Annotated in this window: 12 protein-coding genes; 10 read left to right on the forward strand and 2 right to left on the reverse strand. The window is 72.1% G+C overall.

The genetic code is table 11. The features are described 5' to 3' along the window. Positions 1 to 231 precede the first annotated feature (231 nt). The 7 genes from WD341_RS19760 (at position 232) to WD341_RS19790 (ending at position 7,689) form a co-directional block, all read left to right on the forward strand. Positions 232 to 855: a RodZ domain-containing protein gene (locus WD341_RS19760; RefSeq protein WP_368427212.1), complete on the forward strand. Its 624-nt coding sequence runs from the start codon at positions 232 to 234 to the stop codon at positions 853 to 855. 151 nt (positions 856 to 1,006) lie between these two features. Beyond that, positions 1,007 to 2,146: a flavodoxin-dependent (E)-4-hydroxy-3-methylbut-2-enyl-diphosphate synthase gene (ispG, locus tag WD341_RS19765; protein WP_368427213.1), complete on the forward strand. Its 1,140-nt coding sequence runs from the start codon at positions 1,007 to 1,009 to the stop codon at positions 2,144 to 2,146. A gap of 78 nt (positions 2,147 to 2,224) precedes the next feature. After that, positions 2,225 to 3,517 (forward strand): glutamyl-tRNA reductase, encoded by a 1,293-nt coding sequence (gene hemA / locus WD341_RS19770; protein WP_368427214.1) that lies wholly within the window; start codon positions 2,225 to 2,227, stop codon positions 3,515 to 3,517. Then, positions 3,514 to 4,590, forward strand: coding sequence for a peptide chain release factor 1 (gene prfA, locus WD341_RS19775; RefSeq protein ID WP_368427215.1), 1,077 nt, complete (start codon positions 3,514 to 3,516; stop codon positions 4,588 to 4,590). The genes hemA and prfA overlap by 4 nt, the downstream gene beginning before the upstream one ends. A gap of 11 nt (positions 4,591 to 4,601) precedes the next feature. Further along, positions 4,602 to 5,507: a peptide chain release factor N(5)-glutamine methyltransferase gene (prmC, locus tag WD341_RS19780; protein WP_368427216.1), complete on the forward strand. Its 906-nt coding sequence runs from the start codon at positions 4,602 to 4,604 to the stop codon at positions 5,505 to 5,507. Positions 5,508 to 5,740: 233 nt separating this feature from the next. Next, positions 5,741 to 6,748, forward strand: a complete 1,008-nt coding sequence (locus WD341_RS19785; RefSeq protein WP_368427217.1) for a DUF4167 domain-containing protein — start codon at positions 5,741 to 5,743, stop codon at positions 6,746 to 6,748. Positions 6,749 to 6,951: 203 nt separating this feature from the next. Continuing rightward, complete coding sequence (locus WD341_RS19790; RefSeq protein WP_368427218.1) at positions 6,952 to 7,689, forward strand: TerC family protein; 738 nt, start codon at positions 6,952 to 6,954, stop codon at positions 7,687 to 7,689. A gap of 7 nt (positions 7,690 to 7,696) precedes the next feature. Here the strand turns inward: WD341_RS19790 and WD341_RS19795 are convergent, their stop codons facing one another. Then, the gene (locus WD341_RS19795) at positions 7,697 to 8,464 is read right to left on the reverse strand and encodes an MOSC domain-containing protein (RefSeq protein WP_368427219.1); all 768 of its coding nucleotides are present in this window, start codon (positions 8,462 to 8,464) and stop codon (positions 7,697 to 7,699) included. Between the two features lie 151 nt (positions 8,465 to 8,615). On the opposite strand from WD341_RS19795, the gene WD341_RS19800 reads away from it, so the two are divergent. The 3 genes from WD341_RS19800 to WD341_RS19810 all read left to right on the forward strand — a co-directional run bounded on the left by WD341_RS19800 (position 8,616) and on the right by WD341_RS19810 (position 13,307). Further along, positions 8,616 to 9,245 (forward strand): LysE family translocator, encoded by a 630-nt coding sequence (locus WD341_RS19800; protein ID WP_368427220.1) that lies wholly within the window; start codon positions 8,616 to 8,618, stop codon positions 9,243 to 9,245. Between the two features lie 191 nt (positions 9,246 to 9,436). Continuing rightward, positions 9,437 to 12,028: an ATP-dependent chaperone ClpB gene (clpB, locus tag WD341_RS19805; RefSeq protein ID WP_368427221.1), complete on the forward strand. Its 2,592-nt coding sequence runs from the start codon at positions 9,437 to 9,439 to the stop codon at positions 12,026 to 12,028. A 154-nt stretch (positions 12,029 to 12,182) separates the two neighbouring features. Next, entirely contained in the window at positions 12,183 to 13,307 is a 1,125-nt protein-coding gene (locus tag WD341_RS19810; protein ID WP_368427222.1) for a 2OG-Fe(II) oxygenase, read from the forward strand. An 82-nt stretch (positions 13,308 to 13,389) separates the two neighbouring features. Here WD341_RS19810 and WD341_RS19815 read toward each other — a convergent pair whose 3' ends face one another. Further along, the gene (locus WD341_RS19815; RefSeq protein WP_368427223.1) at positions 13,390 to 14,784 is read right to left on the reverse strand and encodes a peptidoglycan DD-metalloendopeptidase family protein; all 1,395 of its coding nucleotides are present in this window, start codon (positions 14,782 to 14,784) and stop codon (positions 13,390 to 13,392) included. Between the last annotated feature and the right edge of the window lie 684 nt (positions 14,785 to 15,468).

Raw genomic sequence — 15,468 nt, forward strand, 5'->3', positions numbered from 1 at the left:
CCCACCCCCGCGCCGGCGCTTCCGGCCGGCGATTCGACGGGCGCAGCCGGGCTCGCGACCACGCCAGAGCCTGCGACCACGCCAGAGCCTGCCACCACGCCAGAGCCTGCCACCACGCCAGAGCCTGCCACCACGCCAGAGCCCGCTACGGTGCCCGGGGCGGAGCGCGCGCCCGAAGCGGCGTCCCCGGATCCGGCCGCCGTGCCCGAGGCGGCGCAACCCGGGGAGGTGGTGCCGCCAAGCGGAGAGGCGCCGCTCGACGCTGCCGGGCTGCCGGCGAGCGAGAGCGCGCGTGAAGTCTCGCCGCTCGGCGAGCCGCTGCGCGAGTCGCCTGCGGCAGAGGCGACGAACGGTCTCGAGCCGGGCACTGCCCGGCGGCCGTCGGTCCCCGAGGCACCGGCAGGCCAGGCGGTGCTGGACGTAGCGCCGCTGCCGACCGCCGAACCCGAGCTGCAGGCAGCGCGCGAGCCCGAGCCGCAGACCACCCTGGCGCGCGAGCAGGCGGAGGCGATCCCCGTGCCGCCGATTCCGACCGCGGCGAACGGCGAGGAGCCGGGGCGTGCCGCGCGCGTCTTCGGCACCGCCAACACCGACGCGCGGATCGTCCTGCGCGCCACGGCCGACAGCTGGGTGCAGGTGCGCAACGCCAGCTCGGACCTGCTCTTCACCCAGGTCCTGCGCGCCGGCGACAGCTACAACGTTCCCAACGAGCAGGGCCTGACGCTGCTGACCGGCAACGCGGGCGGCCTGCAGGTGCTGGTCGACGGCCAGGCGGTGCCGGCGCTCGGCCCGAGCGGGACGGTGCGCCGCGACATCGAGCTGGAACCCGGCAGCCTCCTGCAGGGCGCGCAGTAGGGCCCCGGTGCGGGCCGGAGGGTTGTGGCCGCTCCGGCGGGCGACCTTGAAGTCGACCGGGCCAAAGGGCATGTTGCGGCCAGAGAGCCGGCGTCCCTGGCCATGCCGGGGCCGGTCGGCGGCAGCCAGCCAGCGGGAGCGAAACGACGTCATGAGCGTCCGGCCCTATCGCGACATCATTCGCCGGAAAGCGCGCCAGATCATGGTCGGCAAGGTACCGGTCGGCGGCGACGCGCCGATCACCGTGCAGTCCATGACCAACACCCGCACCACCGACGTGGCCGGCACCATCGACCAGATCCGCCGGCTCGAGGTCGCGGGCGCCGACATCGTCCGCGTCTCCTGCCCCGACGAGGCCTCGACCCGCGCCCTGCGGGAGATCGTGCCCGAGGTCAACGTGCCGATCGTCGCGGACATCCATTTCCACTACAAGCGCGGCATCGAGGCCGCCCAGGCGGGCGCCGCCTGCCTGCGCATCAACCCGGGCAACATCGGCTCGCGCGAGCGGGTGCGCGAGGTCGTCAAGGCGGCGCGCGACAACAACTGCTCGATGCGCATCGGCGTCAACGCCGGCTCCCTGGAGCGCCACCTGCTCGAGAAGTACGGCGAGCCCTGCCCCGAGGCGATGGTCGAGAGCGCCCTGGAGCACGCCCGCTATCTGGAGGACGAGGACTTCCGGGAGTTCAAGATCTCCTGCAAGGCCTCCGACGTCTTCCTGGCGGTGGCCGCCTACCAGGGCCTGGCCGAGGCCTGCGACTACCCCCTGCACATCGGCGTCACCGAGGCCGGCGGACTGCGCAGCGGCACCATCAAGTCCTCGGTCGGCCTGGGCATGCTGCTGTGGTCCGGGATCGGCGACACCGTGAGGGTCTCGCTCTCGGCCGAGCCCGAGGAGGAGGTCAAGGTCGGCTTCGACCTCCTGAAGTCGCTCAACCTGCGCCACCGCGGCGTCAACGTGATCTCCTGCCCGTCCTGCGCCCGCCAGCAGTTCGACGTGATCCGCACCGTCGAGGTGCTCGAGAAGCGCCTCGAGCACATCACCACGCCGATGACCGTCTCGGTGATCGGCTGCGTCGTCAATGGGCCCGGCGAGGCGACCATGACCGACATCGGCTTCACCGGCGGCGGCAAGGACACCCACCAGGTTTACGTGAACGGCCTGCCCGACCACCGGCTCAAGGACCAGGACATCGTCGACCACCTAGTCGGGATGATCGAGCGCAGGGCGGCCCAGATCGAGGACGACGCGGCGCGTGCCGAGGCCGGGGCCGCCCCGGCTGCGGCCCAATAGGGGGCCGACGCATGGGCGCGGGCCGGGCTCGGCAAGTCCTCGATTCCGGCGGCGACCGCTCCGGCCGCTCGTAGCCGGATGTCCGCGGTATCCCCCGCGGCGGGGCTGCGCGACCCGGCCGAGCTGCTGATCGTCGGCGTCAGCTACAAGAGCGCCTGCTTCGACCTGCGCGAGAGCCTGTTCCTGCCCGAGGCGGACCTGGCTGCCCGCTTGGCCGAGCTGCGCGCCGCCGGCTTCGGGGAAGCCCTGTTGCTGGCGACCTGCGACCGCACCGAGCTGCTGCTCGCCGCCGCCGACCTCGAGGCCGAGACGGCCGTCGCCCGCGACCGGCTGGCGGCCTGGGCCGGCTGGCCGGTCGAGGCGATCGAGGCCCAGTCCTACGCCCTCAGCGGACCGGCGGCGCTGCGCCACCTCTTCGCCGTGGCCGCGGCGCTCGACAGCCAGATCCTCGGCGAGCCGCAGATTCTCGTGCAGCTGCGCGACAGCCATCGCGCGGCGAGCGAGGCCGGGCTCGGCGGGCCGCTGCTCGATAGGTCGGTGCAGGCGGCCCTGCAGGCGGCTCGCAAGGTGCGCGGCCAGACGCCGCTGGCTGAGCGCCCCGTCACCCTGGCCGCGGCGGCCCTGCGCGTCGCCCGAGACCTGCACGGCGACCTCGGCCGCTGCAGCGCGCTGATCCTCGGGCTCGGCGAGATGGGCGAGATCCTGGCCGCCGAGCTGCGCAACGCCGGCGTCGGCGACCTGGCGGTCTGCCATCCGCAGGAGCTGCGGGCGCGGACCGCGGCCCACCGGCTGCGCTGTCACCGGCGCAGCTGGGAGGAGCGCGAGGCGGCGCTAGTCGCCGCCGACATCGTCGTTGCGGCGAGCGGCAGCGGGCGCTACGCGATCGATCGCGAGCTTGCCGCCCGGGTGCTGAAGCGGCGCCGGCGCAAGCCGCTGTTCCTGGTCGACGCGGCGCTGCCGCGCGACGTCGAGCCGGGGGTCGAGGAGGTCGACGGCGTCTTCCTCTACGACCTCGACGACCTGGAGCGCCTCGCCCAGGCCGGGCGCAGCCACCGGGAAAGCGCCTCCGGCGCCGCCTGGCGGCTGCTCGAGCAGGAGTTGCGGCAGTTCCGCCGCGAGCAGGCCGAGCGCGAGGGCCTGGACGCGCTGCTGGCGCTGCGCCGCCACGGCGAGGCGCTGCGCCGAGAGGCGCTGGCCGAGCGCGGCGGCGACGCCGCGGCGGCGACGCGCCTGCTGCTGAACCGCCTGCTGCACGATCCCTCGGAGGTGCTGCGGGCTGCCGCCGCCGGCGACGCCGGCGAGCGGAGGAAACTCGAGAAGGCCCTGGCGCGGCTGTTCCGCCTCGCCCCGGCCAAGGGAGACGATTCGTGAGCCTGGAACAGAATCTGGAGCGCGTGCTGTCGCGCCACGCCGAGCTGGAAGCCCTGATTCCGGGCCATCCGGAACCGGGCTCCAAGGCTTACACCAGCATGATGAAGGAGTACGCCGAGCTGACGCCGGTGGCCGAGGGCATCCGCGCCTACAAGGAGGCCAAGCGCGAGCTCGCCGAGCTCGACCAGCTGCGCAACGACGCCGCCAGCGACGCGGAGATGCGGGCGCTCGCGGAGGAGGAGTACTACGCGCTGCGCGAGCGGCTGCCGGCGCTCGAGCGCGACGTGCTGGTCTCCCTCCTGCCGCGCGACGAGGACGATTCGCGTAACGCCATCCTGGAGGTGCGCGCCGGCACCGGGGGCGACGAGGCCGGCCTGTTCGCCGCCGAGCTCTACCGGATGTACCAGCGCTACGCCGAGAAGTCGGGCTGGCGCTTCGAGCCGCTCGACTACGAGGAGACCGAGCTCGGCGGCATCCGGGAGGCCAGCGCCTCGATCTCCGGGCAGGACGTCTTCCGCAAGCTCAAGTACGAGTCGGGCGTGCACCGGGTGCAGCGCGTGCCGGTCACCGAATCCGGCGGCCGCATCCACACCTCGGCCGCCACCGTCGCGGTCCTGCCGGAGGCCGAGGAGGTCGACGTCGTGATCGGCGACAAGGACCTGCGCATCGACACCTACCGCTCGCAAGGCGCCGGCGGGCAGCACGTCAACACGACCGATTCGGCGGTACGCATCACTCACCTGCCGAGCGGCATCGTCGTGCAGTGCCAGGACGGCAAGTCGCAGCACAAGAACAAGGCCCAGGCGATGAAGGTGCTGCTCGCCCGCCTCTACGATCACGCCCGCCAGGAGCAGGCGGACGAGCAGGCGACGGCGCGCCGCCTCCAGGTCGGCAGCGGCGACCGCTCTGAGCGGATACGCACCTACAATTTTCCCCAGGGGCGGGTCACCGACCATCGCATCAACCTGACGCTCTACAAGCTCGAGCGCGTCCTCTCGGGCGAGGAGCTCGACGAGGTCGTCGACGCGCTGATCGCGGAGGACCAGTCGGCGCGCCTGGCCCACCTGCAGTGAGCGCTCGCGCGATGGCCGACAGATCCGACCTGACGCCTGCGACGCTGGGCGGCGCGCTCGCGGAAGGCGCGGCACGCCTGGCGGCGGCCGGCATCGAGGGTGCGCGGCGGGACGCGCGCCTGCTGCTCGCCGCGGCCGCCGGCCTGGAGCCGGCCGCGGTCGTCGCTTGGCCGGAGCGCCCGCTGCCCCCCGCGGCCGAAGCCGCCTTCCGCAGCCTCGTCGCCCGCCGGGCGGCGCGCGAGCCGGTCGCGCGCATCCTCGGGCGCCGCGAGTTCTGGTCGCTGAGCTTCGCGATCTCGCCGGCGACGCTGGACCCGCGGCCGGACAGCGAGACGCTGGTCGAGGCGCTGCTCGCGCGGACCCCGGACCGGCGCCGGCCGCTGGCCGTGCTCGACCTCGGTACCGGCTCGGGTTGCCTGCTGCTCGCCCTGCTGTCCGAGCTGCCGGCGGCCTGGGGCCTCGGCCTCGACCGTTCGCAGGAGGCGGTGCGCGTGGCGCGCGGCAACGGCGAGGCGCTCGGCCTGGGTCAGCGCGCCGGCTTCCTGGTCGGCGACTGGGGGGCCGCGCTGGCGCCGCGCGCGCCGACCCAGCGCTTCGACCTGATCGTCAGCAACCCGCCCTACCTGGCGGACGACGAGCTCGCCGCGCTCGAGCCGGAGGTCGGCCGGCACGATCCTCGGGGCGCCCTCGAGGGTGGGCCCGACGGTCTCGAGGCCTACCGCACCCTGGCCATGGACCTGCCCCGCCTGCTGCGGCCCGGGGGCTGGGCGGCGATCGAAATCGGCGCCGGGCAGTCGGCTTCTGCCGCTGCCGTGCTGGCCGCCGGGGGGCTCGCGCCGGCGGCCCTGCTGCCGGACCTGGCGGGGCGGCCGCGGGCCCTGCTCATCCATGCGTCAGACGCAGAAAAGACCTTGTAAAAAGCATGTTGGAATGACAGCTTAGGATGGCTAGAAAAAGCACGAGCCGTTTGGCTCACGCGTCCTGGGGTGCTTGGACGCAAGCCCGTCCTCCAAGATCTTCGTCGCCCCGGTCCAAAGCCGCGGAGACGCGTGTGCCGAGGGTCCCCCGCCTTGTCGGGGAACTCGGCACGACGGGAGCGAAGTGGGCAGGAACAGACTGCCGGTTCAACAATAACGGATCGAAGAGACCCATGAACAATCCGCGGCGAGGCCGTGGCCGCTCCGGGCGGCGTCCGAACGTTCCCACGCGTTCTCAGAACTTCGACTCGAACGGGCCCGAGGGCCGCGTCCGGGGCAATGCACAGCAGGTCTACGAAAAGTACTCGGCCCTGGCGCGCGACGCCCAGGTCGCGGGCGACCGGGTGCTGGCGGAGGCCTTCCAGCAGCACGGCGAGCACTACTTCCGGGTCATGAACGACTCGACCGACCCCGACTCGCGGCCGCGCGAACAGCAGGGCCAGCAGTCGCGGGACGACCGCGACGAGAGCGACGACGACGATCGCGACCAGCGCGGCGATCAGCGGCACGACCAGCGCAACGGTCAGCGCGGGGAACAGCGGGGCGACCAGCGCAACGATCAACGCGGGGATCAGCGCAACGAGCAGAGGGGCGACCAGCGCAACGACGAGCGCGGCGAGCGCCGTGGCCCCGAGCGCGGGTTCGAGCGGCGCGACGACCGCCGGGACGAGGACTCCCGGCAGGACGCGCAGCCGGGCAATCGTACCGACGGCCGCCAGCCGGAGCGGAGCGCCCAGCCGGCCGACGCCGGGGCTGCCGAGGGCCGCGCCGCGCCGCAGGCGCGCGACCAGGCCGCGCCGCAGGCGCGCGACCAGGCCGCGCCGCAGGCGCGCGACCAGGATGGACGCTCGCCCGAGGTTCAGGACGGCGAAGCGCGCGAGAGCCGCCTGCGCGACCGGTTCAATCGCCGCAATGGCGAAGGCATCCTGACCCGCCGCCGCGGCGAGGAACCGCGCGAGGCGGAGGATTCGCCGCGCCGGGATCCGGGTGCCCGAGATGCGGGTGGCCACGAGGAAGAGGCCGACGCCGGCTTGCGCAAGATGCTCGGCGAGGCGCCGCCGGCCCCCGCCGGAGGTGCCGAGCCCACCGCCGAGGGATCGGAGGCTGGGGCCGTAAAGCCGCGCCGCCGCCGCCGGACCAAGGCCGAGATCGAGGCGGACAAGGCGAAGCTGACAGAGTAATCCCGCGCCGCGCGGCGCGGGGCGACCCCGCAGCGCTGGCAGCGAGCGCGGTCGATCGCTTAGAAGCGCCCAGGACGCGGCAGACCCGGGTTTCCTGCTCTCGCAAGGGCGGCAGGAAACCCGGGTCTTGCTTTGCGAGTTGTCACTGTCGAAACGGGGGGGGCACTTCCGGTCGGCGCCGCCCCGCAGGGGAGCGTCCGCTTTTGATCGAGCTGCTCACGGATCCCAATGCCTGGGTCAGCCTGTTGACCCTGACGCTGCTCGAGGTCGTCCTCGGCATCGACAACGTGATCTTCCTGTCGATCATCTCGGAGAAGCTGCCCGAGGCGCGTCAGCCCGCAGCCCGCCGCCTCGGCCTGGTCCTCGCGCTGGTCATGCGCATCCTGCTGCTGTTCTCGATCGCCTGGATCATCGGCCTGACGGCGCCGCTCTTCGAGCTGGTCGGCCAGGAGCTCTCCTGGCGCGACCTCGTGCTGATCGCCGGTGGCGTCTTCCTGCTGTTCAAGGCGACCGGCGAGATCCACATTTACATGGAGGCGCACGAGGAGGGCGCCGACAAGGCCAGGAGCGGCAGCGCCTCCTTCTTCGCGGTGGTCGTCCAGATCGTGCTTCTTGATGCCGTCTTCTCGATCGATTCCGTCCTGACCGCAGTCGGCATGAGCGGCGACCTGCCGATCATGATCACGGCGGTGGTCATCGCCATGGCCGTGATGCTCTGGGCCGCCGAACCGGTCAGCGCCTTCGTCAGCCGCCACCCCACGGTCAAGATGCTGGCGCTGGCCTTCCTGCTGCTGATCGGCGTGACCCTGGTCGCCGACGGCCTGGATTTCCACATCCCGCGCGGCTACCTCTACTTCGCGATCTCCTTCTCGGCGGCCGTCGAGGCGGTCAACCTGCTGCGTCGGCGCAGGGCCAAGAAGGACCCGGCGAAGGCGGCGTGAGGAGGGCTCAGGCGGGAGCCTGCAGGGCGTCGCCGACGGCGACCTGGCCGTTTGTGAGCACCCGGCAGTAGAGCCCGCAGACGAGGTGGCCAAAGGCTCGCCGCAGGGTCAGCGGCAGGTTCATGTCGACCCGGCCGGTCTCGGGTTCGACGTTGGTCACGCTGCAGCGCTCGATCGCCTCGACGCCGCGCAGGCGCACCGGCCCCAGGGCCAGCTCGCGGTCGACCCAGCCGCGCTCGACCCAGGGCGGCAACCCCTCGATCCAGAAATTGGCCCTGAAGCGGCGGGGATCGACGGGCGCCCGGGTGACCCGCTCGAGGTCGCGCACGCTGGCCAGGTTGAGCAGGCTGACGTGGCCGCCCCCGGTGTCGCCGTAGCCGATGCCGTGGCCGCGATCCTTCGCTTCGACGAGGCGTGCCGCGCCGCGGCCCGCGCTGCCCAGGAACGACAACAGGAACTGGTCGATCAGGGTCTTGCCGATCGGCTCGGTGACGATGCCGCGGGCGACGGGACGGCTGCGCCGCGAGAGCACGAGCTCGCCGCTATCGGCTTCGAACAACGCGGCCAGCTCGGCGAGACGGGGCTCCTCGCGCAGGGTTGCGAAGCGCGGCGCGCCGCCCGGCGTCCCCGGGTCGCCGTAGACGAGGGCGAAACGCCGGTCGTCCGGCAGCATGGCGTCTGTCGCAAGGTCGACCCGCTCGAGGCTTTCGGCCGAGAGCGCCTTCACCGGAAAGCGCTGGATCGCAATGACATGGGGCGCGGCGGGGGCGGTCATGGGGCGGCCTTCCAAGGATCCTGCAGTCAATCCGACCGGCCCGGTGCCGTCAACCGAGGCGCCCGCGCGGCGGCTTCGGCGCCTCGGATTTTCCGCCCCCGGCCGGCGTCGAGCCGCTATCCTTCCCTCCTGCACAGCCGGGAGCTTGGGCATGCCACCGATCGAAACCCTGCTCGCCTTCGCCGCGGCGACGCTTCTCTTCGCCTACATGCCCGGCCCGGCGATCCTCTACACGGCGGCCCAGACCCTGTCTCGCGGCCGGCGTGGCGGGCTGATGGCCGCTTTCGGCATCCACTGCGGCGGCTACCTCCACGTCGGCGCCGCCGCGCTCGGCCTCTCCGCGGTGCTTCTGCACGTCCCCGAGGCCTATGCCACGGTCAAGCTCGCCGGGGCCGGCTACCTGGTCTGGCTGGGCGTGCGGATGATGCGCCGGCCATCCGACGCCGCCCTGCCGCCCGCCGTTGCCGGCCGCTCCGCGAGTCGCGCCTTCCTGGAGAGCGTCCTGGTCGAGGTGCTCAACCCAAAGGCCGCGCTGTTCTTCCTGGCCTTCCTGCCGCAGTTCGTCGATCCCGCAGCCGGGCTGCCGGTCTGGGCCCAGTTCCTGGTGCTGGGGACCCTCGTCAACCTGGCCTTCTCCTCCGCCGACCTGGCGACCGTCGCGCTGACGGACCAGATCCTCGCGCGGCTGCGGCGCAGCGGCGGCCTGCAGCGGCTGTTCCGGCTCGCCGGCGGCGGCCTGCTGGTCGCTCTCGGCCTGCGCCTGGGCCTGAGCGAGCGCTGAGTTGTGCCTCCCGTCGGGGCGCAAAAGCGCACCGCCGGGCTTGTGGCATTTGTGCAACAGGCCCATATGCTTCTTGCCGCTGAGATGGATCAAGGCGGCGGTCGCAGCGTGCCGCTAGACAGGGCCTGCGGTCAATCGGAGCATCATCGCCGCTGGCTCGAGGAGGCGCGGCGGAGGAGGGCGAGAACACCATGGATCTAGAGAAGTACAGCGAACGCTCGCGCGGTTTCCTGCAGTCCGCCCAGACCCTGGCGCTGCGCCGCGGCCATCAGCGCCTGACCCCCGAACACCTGGCCAAGGTCCTGCTCGACGACCGCGAGGGGCTGGCCGCCAGCCTGATCCGCGCCGCCGGCGGCGATCCGAAGCTGGCGCTCGCCGGCATCGATGCCGAGCTCGAGCGGCTGCCCAAGGTCGAGGGCGGCGGAGCCGGGCAGATCTACCTCTCGCCCGAGCTGGCGCGGGTCTTCGAGCAGGCCGAGACGCTGAGCGAAAAGGCAGGCGATTCCTTCGTCACCGCCGAGCGGCTGCTCCAGGCTCTGGCCATGGCCGCCGGCACGCCGAGCGCCAAGGCGCTGGCCGACGCCCAGGCGACGGCCCAGAACCTGAACCGCGCGATCGACGAGCTGCGCAAGGGCCGCACCGCCGATTCGGCGAGCGCCGAGCAGGGCTACGATGCCCTCAAGAAGTACGCCCAGGACCTGACCGAGCGGGCTCGCGAGGGCAAGCTCGACCCGGTAATCGGCCGCGACGAGGAGATCCGCCGGACCATCCAGGTGCTGTCGCGCCGGACCAAGAACAATCCGGTGCTGATCGGCGAGCCGGGCGTCGGCAAGACGGCGATCGTCGAGGGCCTGGCCCAGCGCATCGTCAACGGCGACGTCCCCGAGACCCTGAAGAACAAGCAGCTCCTGGCCCTCGACCTCGGCGCCATGGTCGCCGGCGCCAAGTTCCGGGGCGAGTTCGAGGAGCGCCTGAAGGCGGTGCTCCAGGAGATCTCCTCGGCCGCCGGCGAGATCATCGTCTTCATCGACGAGCTGCACACCCTGGTCGGCGCCGGCAAGGCCGAGGGCGCCATGGACGCCTCCAACATGCTGAAGCCGGCCCTGGCGCGCGGCGAGCTGCACTGCGTCGGCGCGACCACGCTCGACGAGTACCGCAAGCACATCGAGAAGGACGCCGCCCTGGCGCGGCGCTTCCAGACCGTCTACGTCGCGGAGCCGACGGTCGAGGACACCATTTCGATCCTGCGCGGCCTGAAGGAGAAGTACGAGCTGCATCACGGCGTGCGGATCACAGACTCCGCCCTGATCGCGGCGGCGACCCTGTCGAACCGCTACATCACCGACCGCTTCCTGCCCGACAAGGCGATCGACCTGGTCGACGAGGCGGCCAGCCGCTTGCGCATGGAGGTCGACTCCAAGCCGGAGGAGCTCGACGAGCTGGACCGGCGGATCATGCAGCTGAAGATCGAGGAGGCGGCGCTGAAGAAGGAGAGCGACCGCGCCTCCAAGGAGCGGCTCGAGAAGCTCGGCGAGGAGCTCGGCGAGCTCGAGGCCCGCTCGCGCGAGTTCACGCTGCGCTGGCAGGCCGAGAAGGACAAGATGGCCGGCGCCCAGAAGCTCAAGGAGGAGCTCGACCGCGCCCGCAGCGAGATCGAGATCGCCCAGCGCCAGGGCAACCTGGAGCGCGCGGCCGAGCTGCGCTACGGCATCGTGCCGGAGCTCGAGCGCAAGCTGCTCGAGGCCGAGCAGGCCGAGGAATCGCCTTTGATGAACGAGGAGGTCGCGCCGGAGCAGATCGCCGGCGTGGTCTCGCGCTGGACCGGCATTCCGGTCGACAAGATGCTCGAGGGCGAGCGCGAGAAGCTGCTGCAGATGGAGCAGGCCCTGCACGAGCGGGTGATCGGCCAGGAAGAGGCGATCCGCGCGGTCAGCCAGGCCGTGCGCCGGGCTCGCGCCGGCCTGCAGGACCCGAACCGGCCGATCGGCTCCTTTCTGTTCCTGGGCCCGACCGGCGTCGGCAAGACCGAGCTGACCAAGGCGCTGGCCGCCTTCCTGTTCGACGACGAGAGCGCGCTGCTGCGCCTCGACATGTCGGAGTACATGGAGAAGCACTCGGTCGCCCGCATGATCGGCGCGCCGCCGGGCTACGTCGGCTACGACGAGGGCGGGGCGCTGACCGAGGCGGTGCGCCGCCGGCCCTACCAGGTCGTCCTGTTCGACGAGGTCGAGAAGGCCCACCCCGACGTCTTCAACGTGCTGCTGCAGGTGCTCGACGACGGACGGCTGACCGACGGGCAGGGGCGCACTGTCGACTTCCGCAACACGCTGCTGGTGATGACCTCAAACCTCGGCTCCGAGATCCTCTCGACCCAGTCGGAGGGCGAGGACAGCGACCTGGTCCGCGGTCAGGTCATGCAGGCGGTGCGCAACCACTTCCGGCCGGAGTTCCTCAACCGGATCGACGAGACGCTGTTGTTCCACCGGCTGACCCGCGAGCAGATGACCGGGATCGTCGACGTTCAGCTCCGGCATCTGCAGAAGCGCCTGGAGGACCGTGGCGTCATGCTCGAGCTCGACGCCGCCGCCAAGGCCTGGCTCGCCGATGCCGGCTACGATCCGGCCTACGGCGCCCGGCCGCTCAAGCGGACGATCCAGCGCGAGCTGCAGAACCCGCTGGCCGAGCGGCTGCTGGCCGGCCGGATCGGCGAGGGCGACCGGATTCGGGTCACGGCCGGGGAGGGCGGCCTGCTGATCGACGGCGAGCTGGTCAAGGCAGCCTGACGTCCCGGCAGGGGCGGGCCGCCAGACAGGCCTGGAGACGAGACGGGCCTAGGCACGAGGCGGGCCTGGGAAGAGGGCCTCGGAAGACAGCACGGCGGCGCCATGACGGCGCCGCCGTCGCGGTTTCGGCCTTCGCAGTCTAGAGTGGGCGCCGATGGGCGAGGCGGACGATCTCTTCACCGCCGCCGGCGGTGCGCTCGAGCAGGGCGCGCTCGAGACGGCCGAGCGGCTCTACCGGCAGCTGCTCGAGCGGCAGCCCGCGCATGCCGCCGCCTGGCGCGCGCTGGCCGCGCTGCTGGGCGACACGGACCGGCCGCAGGCGGCGGCGGCGGCGGCCGCCGAGGCCGGGCGCCAGGAGGCCCTGCCGCTGGTCGAGGCCGCCCAGGCGTTCCTGGCGCAGGGCCTGCCCGCGAAGGCGCTACCGCTGCTGCAGCGGGTCCTGCTGCTCGATCCCGGCAGCGAGCGGGGCCTGCGGCTGGCCGCCGACGCCGAGCGCGCCTCCGGCGGCTACGAGGCGGCCCTGGCCCACTATCGCCGGCTGCTCGCGCTGCGGCCGGCCAACCCCCTGGCCCGGGCCGGCAGCGCGCTCTTCGCCGGCGAGCCGCCGGCCCCGCGGACACCGGGCCTGGTCCTGCCGAGCTGCTTCCTGCGCTGGCGCGACTGGCTGCCGGCGGCGCGCCGCGACGAGGTCTTCGACTACGCCCTGGCGCACGCCGCCGACATGGCCGAGGCCACGGTCTGGCAGCCCGACGGGTACAAGGCCATGGCCGAGGTCCGCCGCGCCGCCGTGCTCTACGAGCCGGCCCCGATCCTCGAGTGGTTCGAGCCACTGCTGCGCGACTGCCTGCCTGAGGTCTGCCCGTGGCTCGGCCTGCCGGCCTTCGAGGCCGGCCGCCTCGAGCTGCAGCTGACTTTCCATGGCGACGGCGGCTTCTACGAGCGGCACCGGGATACCGGCTGGCCCGAGGCGCCGGCCGAGGAGACCGATTCGCGCCGCGTCTCCTTCGTCGCCTACTTCGCCCGCCAGCCCCGCCGCTTCCGGGGCGGCGAACTGATGCTCTACGATACCAATCCCGTCACCGGCCGCTCGACCCTCGACGGCACCCTGGTCGAGCCCGAGGACAACTCGGTGGTCTTCTTCCACAGCGCGACCCTGCACGCGGTCCGGCCGATCCGCCTCGCCGGCAGCGATCCCGGCGATGGCCGGATCACCCTGAACGGCTGGATTCACGACGCCCGGGGTCGGGCGCCGGACTACAAGGGTTTGGCCGGGAGGTGACCGGCCCGGAGCCTCGGGACAGCGAAAGGGCCCGCCGAGGCGGGCCCCTGTCGGGACGGCAGGAAGGCCGGCACCGGCCGGGCTACGGCTTGGCCGGCGGCTCCTTCTGCGGGCCGGAAGCGACCTGCAGCAGCGGCGCGATGGTCGCGCGGCGGCGGTCGATGTCCTGGCGCAGCTCCGCGAAGGCCTTCAGGTCCCTGCCCTCGAGGGTTTCGCCGGCCGGCAGCTTGATGGAGGCCGGATCGACCTGATTGCCGCCGACCATGACCTCGTAGTGCAGGTGCGGACCCGTCGAGCGGCCGGTAGTCCCGACGTAGCCGATGACCTCGCCCTGGCGCACGCGGGCGCCGGAGTGGACGCCCTTGGCGAACTTCGACATGTGCGCGTAGGCGGTCTTGTACTCGCTGCTGTGGCGGATCCGGACGTAGTTGCCGTAGCCGCCGTTGCGGCCGGCGACCTCGACCGTGCCGTTGCCGGCAGCGTAGATCGGGGTGCCGGTCGGCGCCGCGAAGTCGGTGCCCTTGTGCATCTTGCTGTAGCCGAGGATCGGATGGCGGCGCAGCCCGAAGCTCGAGGAGATGCGCGCCCCGTCGATCGGCGTGCGCATCAGGGTCTTGCGCACCGAGCGGCCCTTGGCGTCGAAGTAGTCGGCGAAACCGCTGTCCGGCGTGAAGCGGTAGAGCTGGATGCTGCGGCCGCCGGTGACCAGCTCGACGTAGTCCAGGGCGCCGGTCTTGAGCGGGCGGCCCTCCTCGTCGACCAGGTTCTCGTAGAGCACCTCGAAGGAGTCGCCGGGCTGGATGTCGCGCTGGAAGTCGACGTCGAAGGACAGCGCCTTGATCGTCTCGATCAGCACGGCGTTCGGGACGCTGGCCTCGGCCGCGGCCTCGTAGAGCGAACTGTCGATTATCCCGATCGCGCCGGCGTCGATCGGCTCCAGCGCCTTCTCGGTGGTGCGCGCGACGAAGCTGGCGTCGGTCAGCCGCTCGACCGCGACGTCGCGGTCGACCTCGGGCGCGAAGCTCAGCCCGACCAGGCGGAAGGCCTCGCGCATGCCATCGGCGACGGGATTGGTGGCCTTGGCCTCGTCCTGGATCTCGGCCTCGCTCTCCAGCGACAGCCGAATCTCGAAGCCGGGCCTCAGGTCGCGGGGGCTGAACACCTGGCGCAGCGATTCGATCGCCGCGTGGGCCTCGCCCATCGTCACGCCGGCCTTGGTCAGCATGCCCATCAGGGTGTCGCCGCGCGCCACCTCGAGGGTCAGCTGCAGCGTCTTCGGGGCGCTGCGCGCCGCGGCGGTATGCTCGGTGTGGTAGGCGCTGACGAGCATGACCTGCGGCAGGCTCGGCAGGTCCGCCTCGAGGTCGCGGGCCTCGCTTGCCGCCACGGCGCCCGGGAAGGCGAAGGCCGCGAGCGAGCGACCCGGCTGCGGCGCCCCCGACAGGGGCGCGAGGCCGAGCAGCAGGAGGCCGCCCACGAGGCCAAAGGTCGTGGCCGCCAAGCCGGCGCGCAGCCGCTTCCGGTATGGCGGCCTGGAATCGTGTCTCAGTTGAATGATGACCCCCAAGTGATTCATATCCGAGAGAAGCGCCCGGTCCGGCACAACGGCCGATCGCTTCTGTCTGCCCCTGTCTGGCGACCCGTCCGGCGACCGCAAAGGCCGACCGACGATTCACCGTTGTTTGCCAGACGCTTCCAAACCGATGTTCAAGCTGTCTGACGCCACCTTGCTAACGAAGTCCGCGCTTGTCAACGGCTGACGCGGCACGCGACCCGGTCTACGGCAAGAACCTTTCCTCATGGTTAACCGGGAACCTTTCCTCATGGTTAACATGGAACGGAGCCGCGCCGCGAGTCCCGCGCGCGCGGCCCGGAGGCAGGGGCTCGATTTGGACGACGGAGCCCGCCCGGGGGCTACGGCCAGGAGGGGCCTGGGCGGGCGAAACGGGCCGGCGGTGCAAGGGCGGCGCAGGGTCCTTCGCGGCTGCAAGAAAAGCGACACGAATGCGCTTGACACCCCCCGGCGGCCGCCCTTATACCCCCGTCCCACAGCGCGACACCGGGTTCCGCCCGGCCGCGCTGTTTGCTTCGGGAGCCCACGGGCTTCCTTGCTGTTTGACATTGTGATTGAGTAGGAAGGGATGCCTGGGCGGCGGTCCAG

Origin of the sequence: Tistlia sp., assembly GCF_040905785.1 — a bacterium.
In the GTDB taxonomy this organism is placed as follows: domain Bacteria; phylum Pseudomonadota; class Alphaproteobacteria; order Kiloniellales; family DSM-21159; genus Tistlia.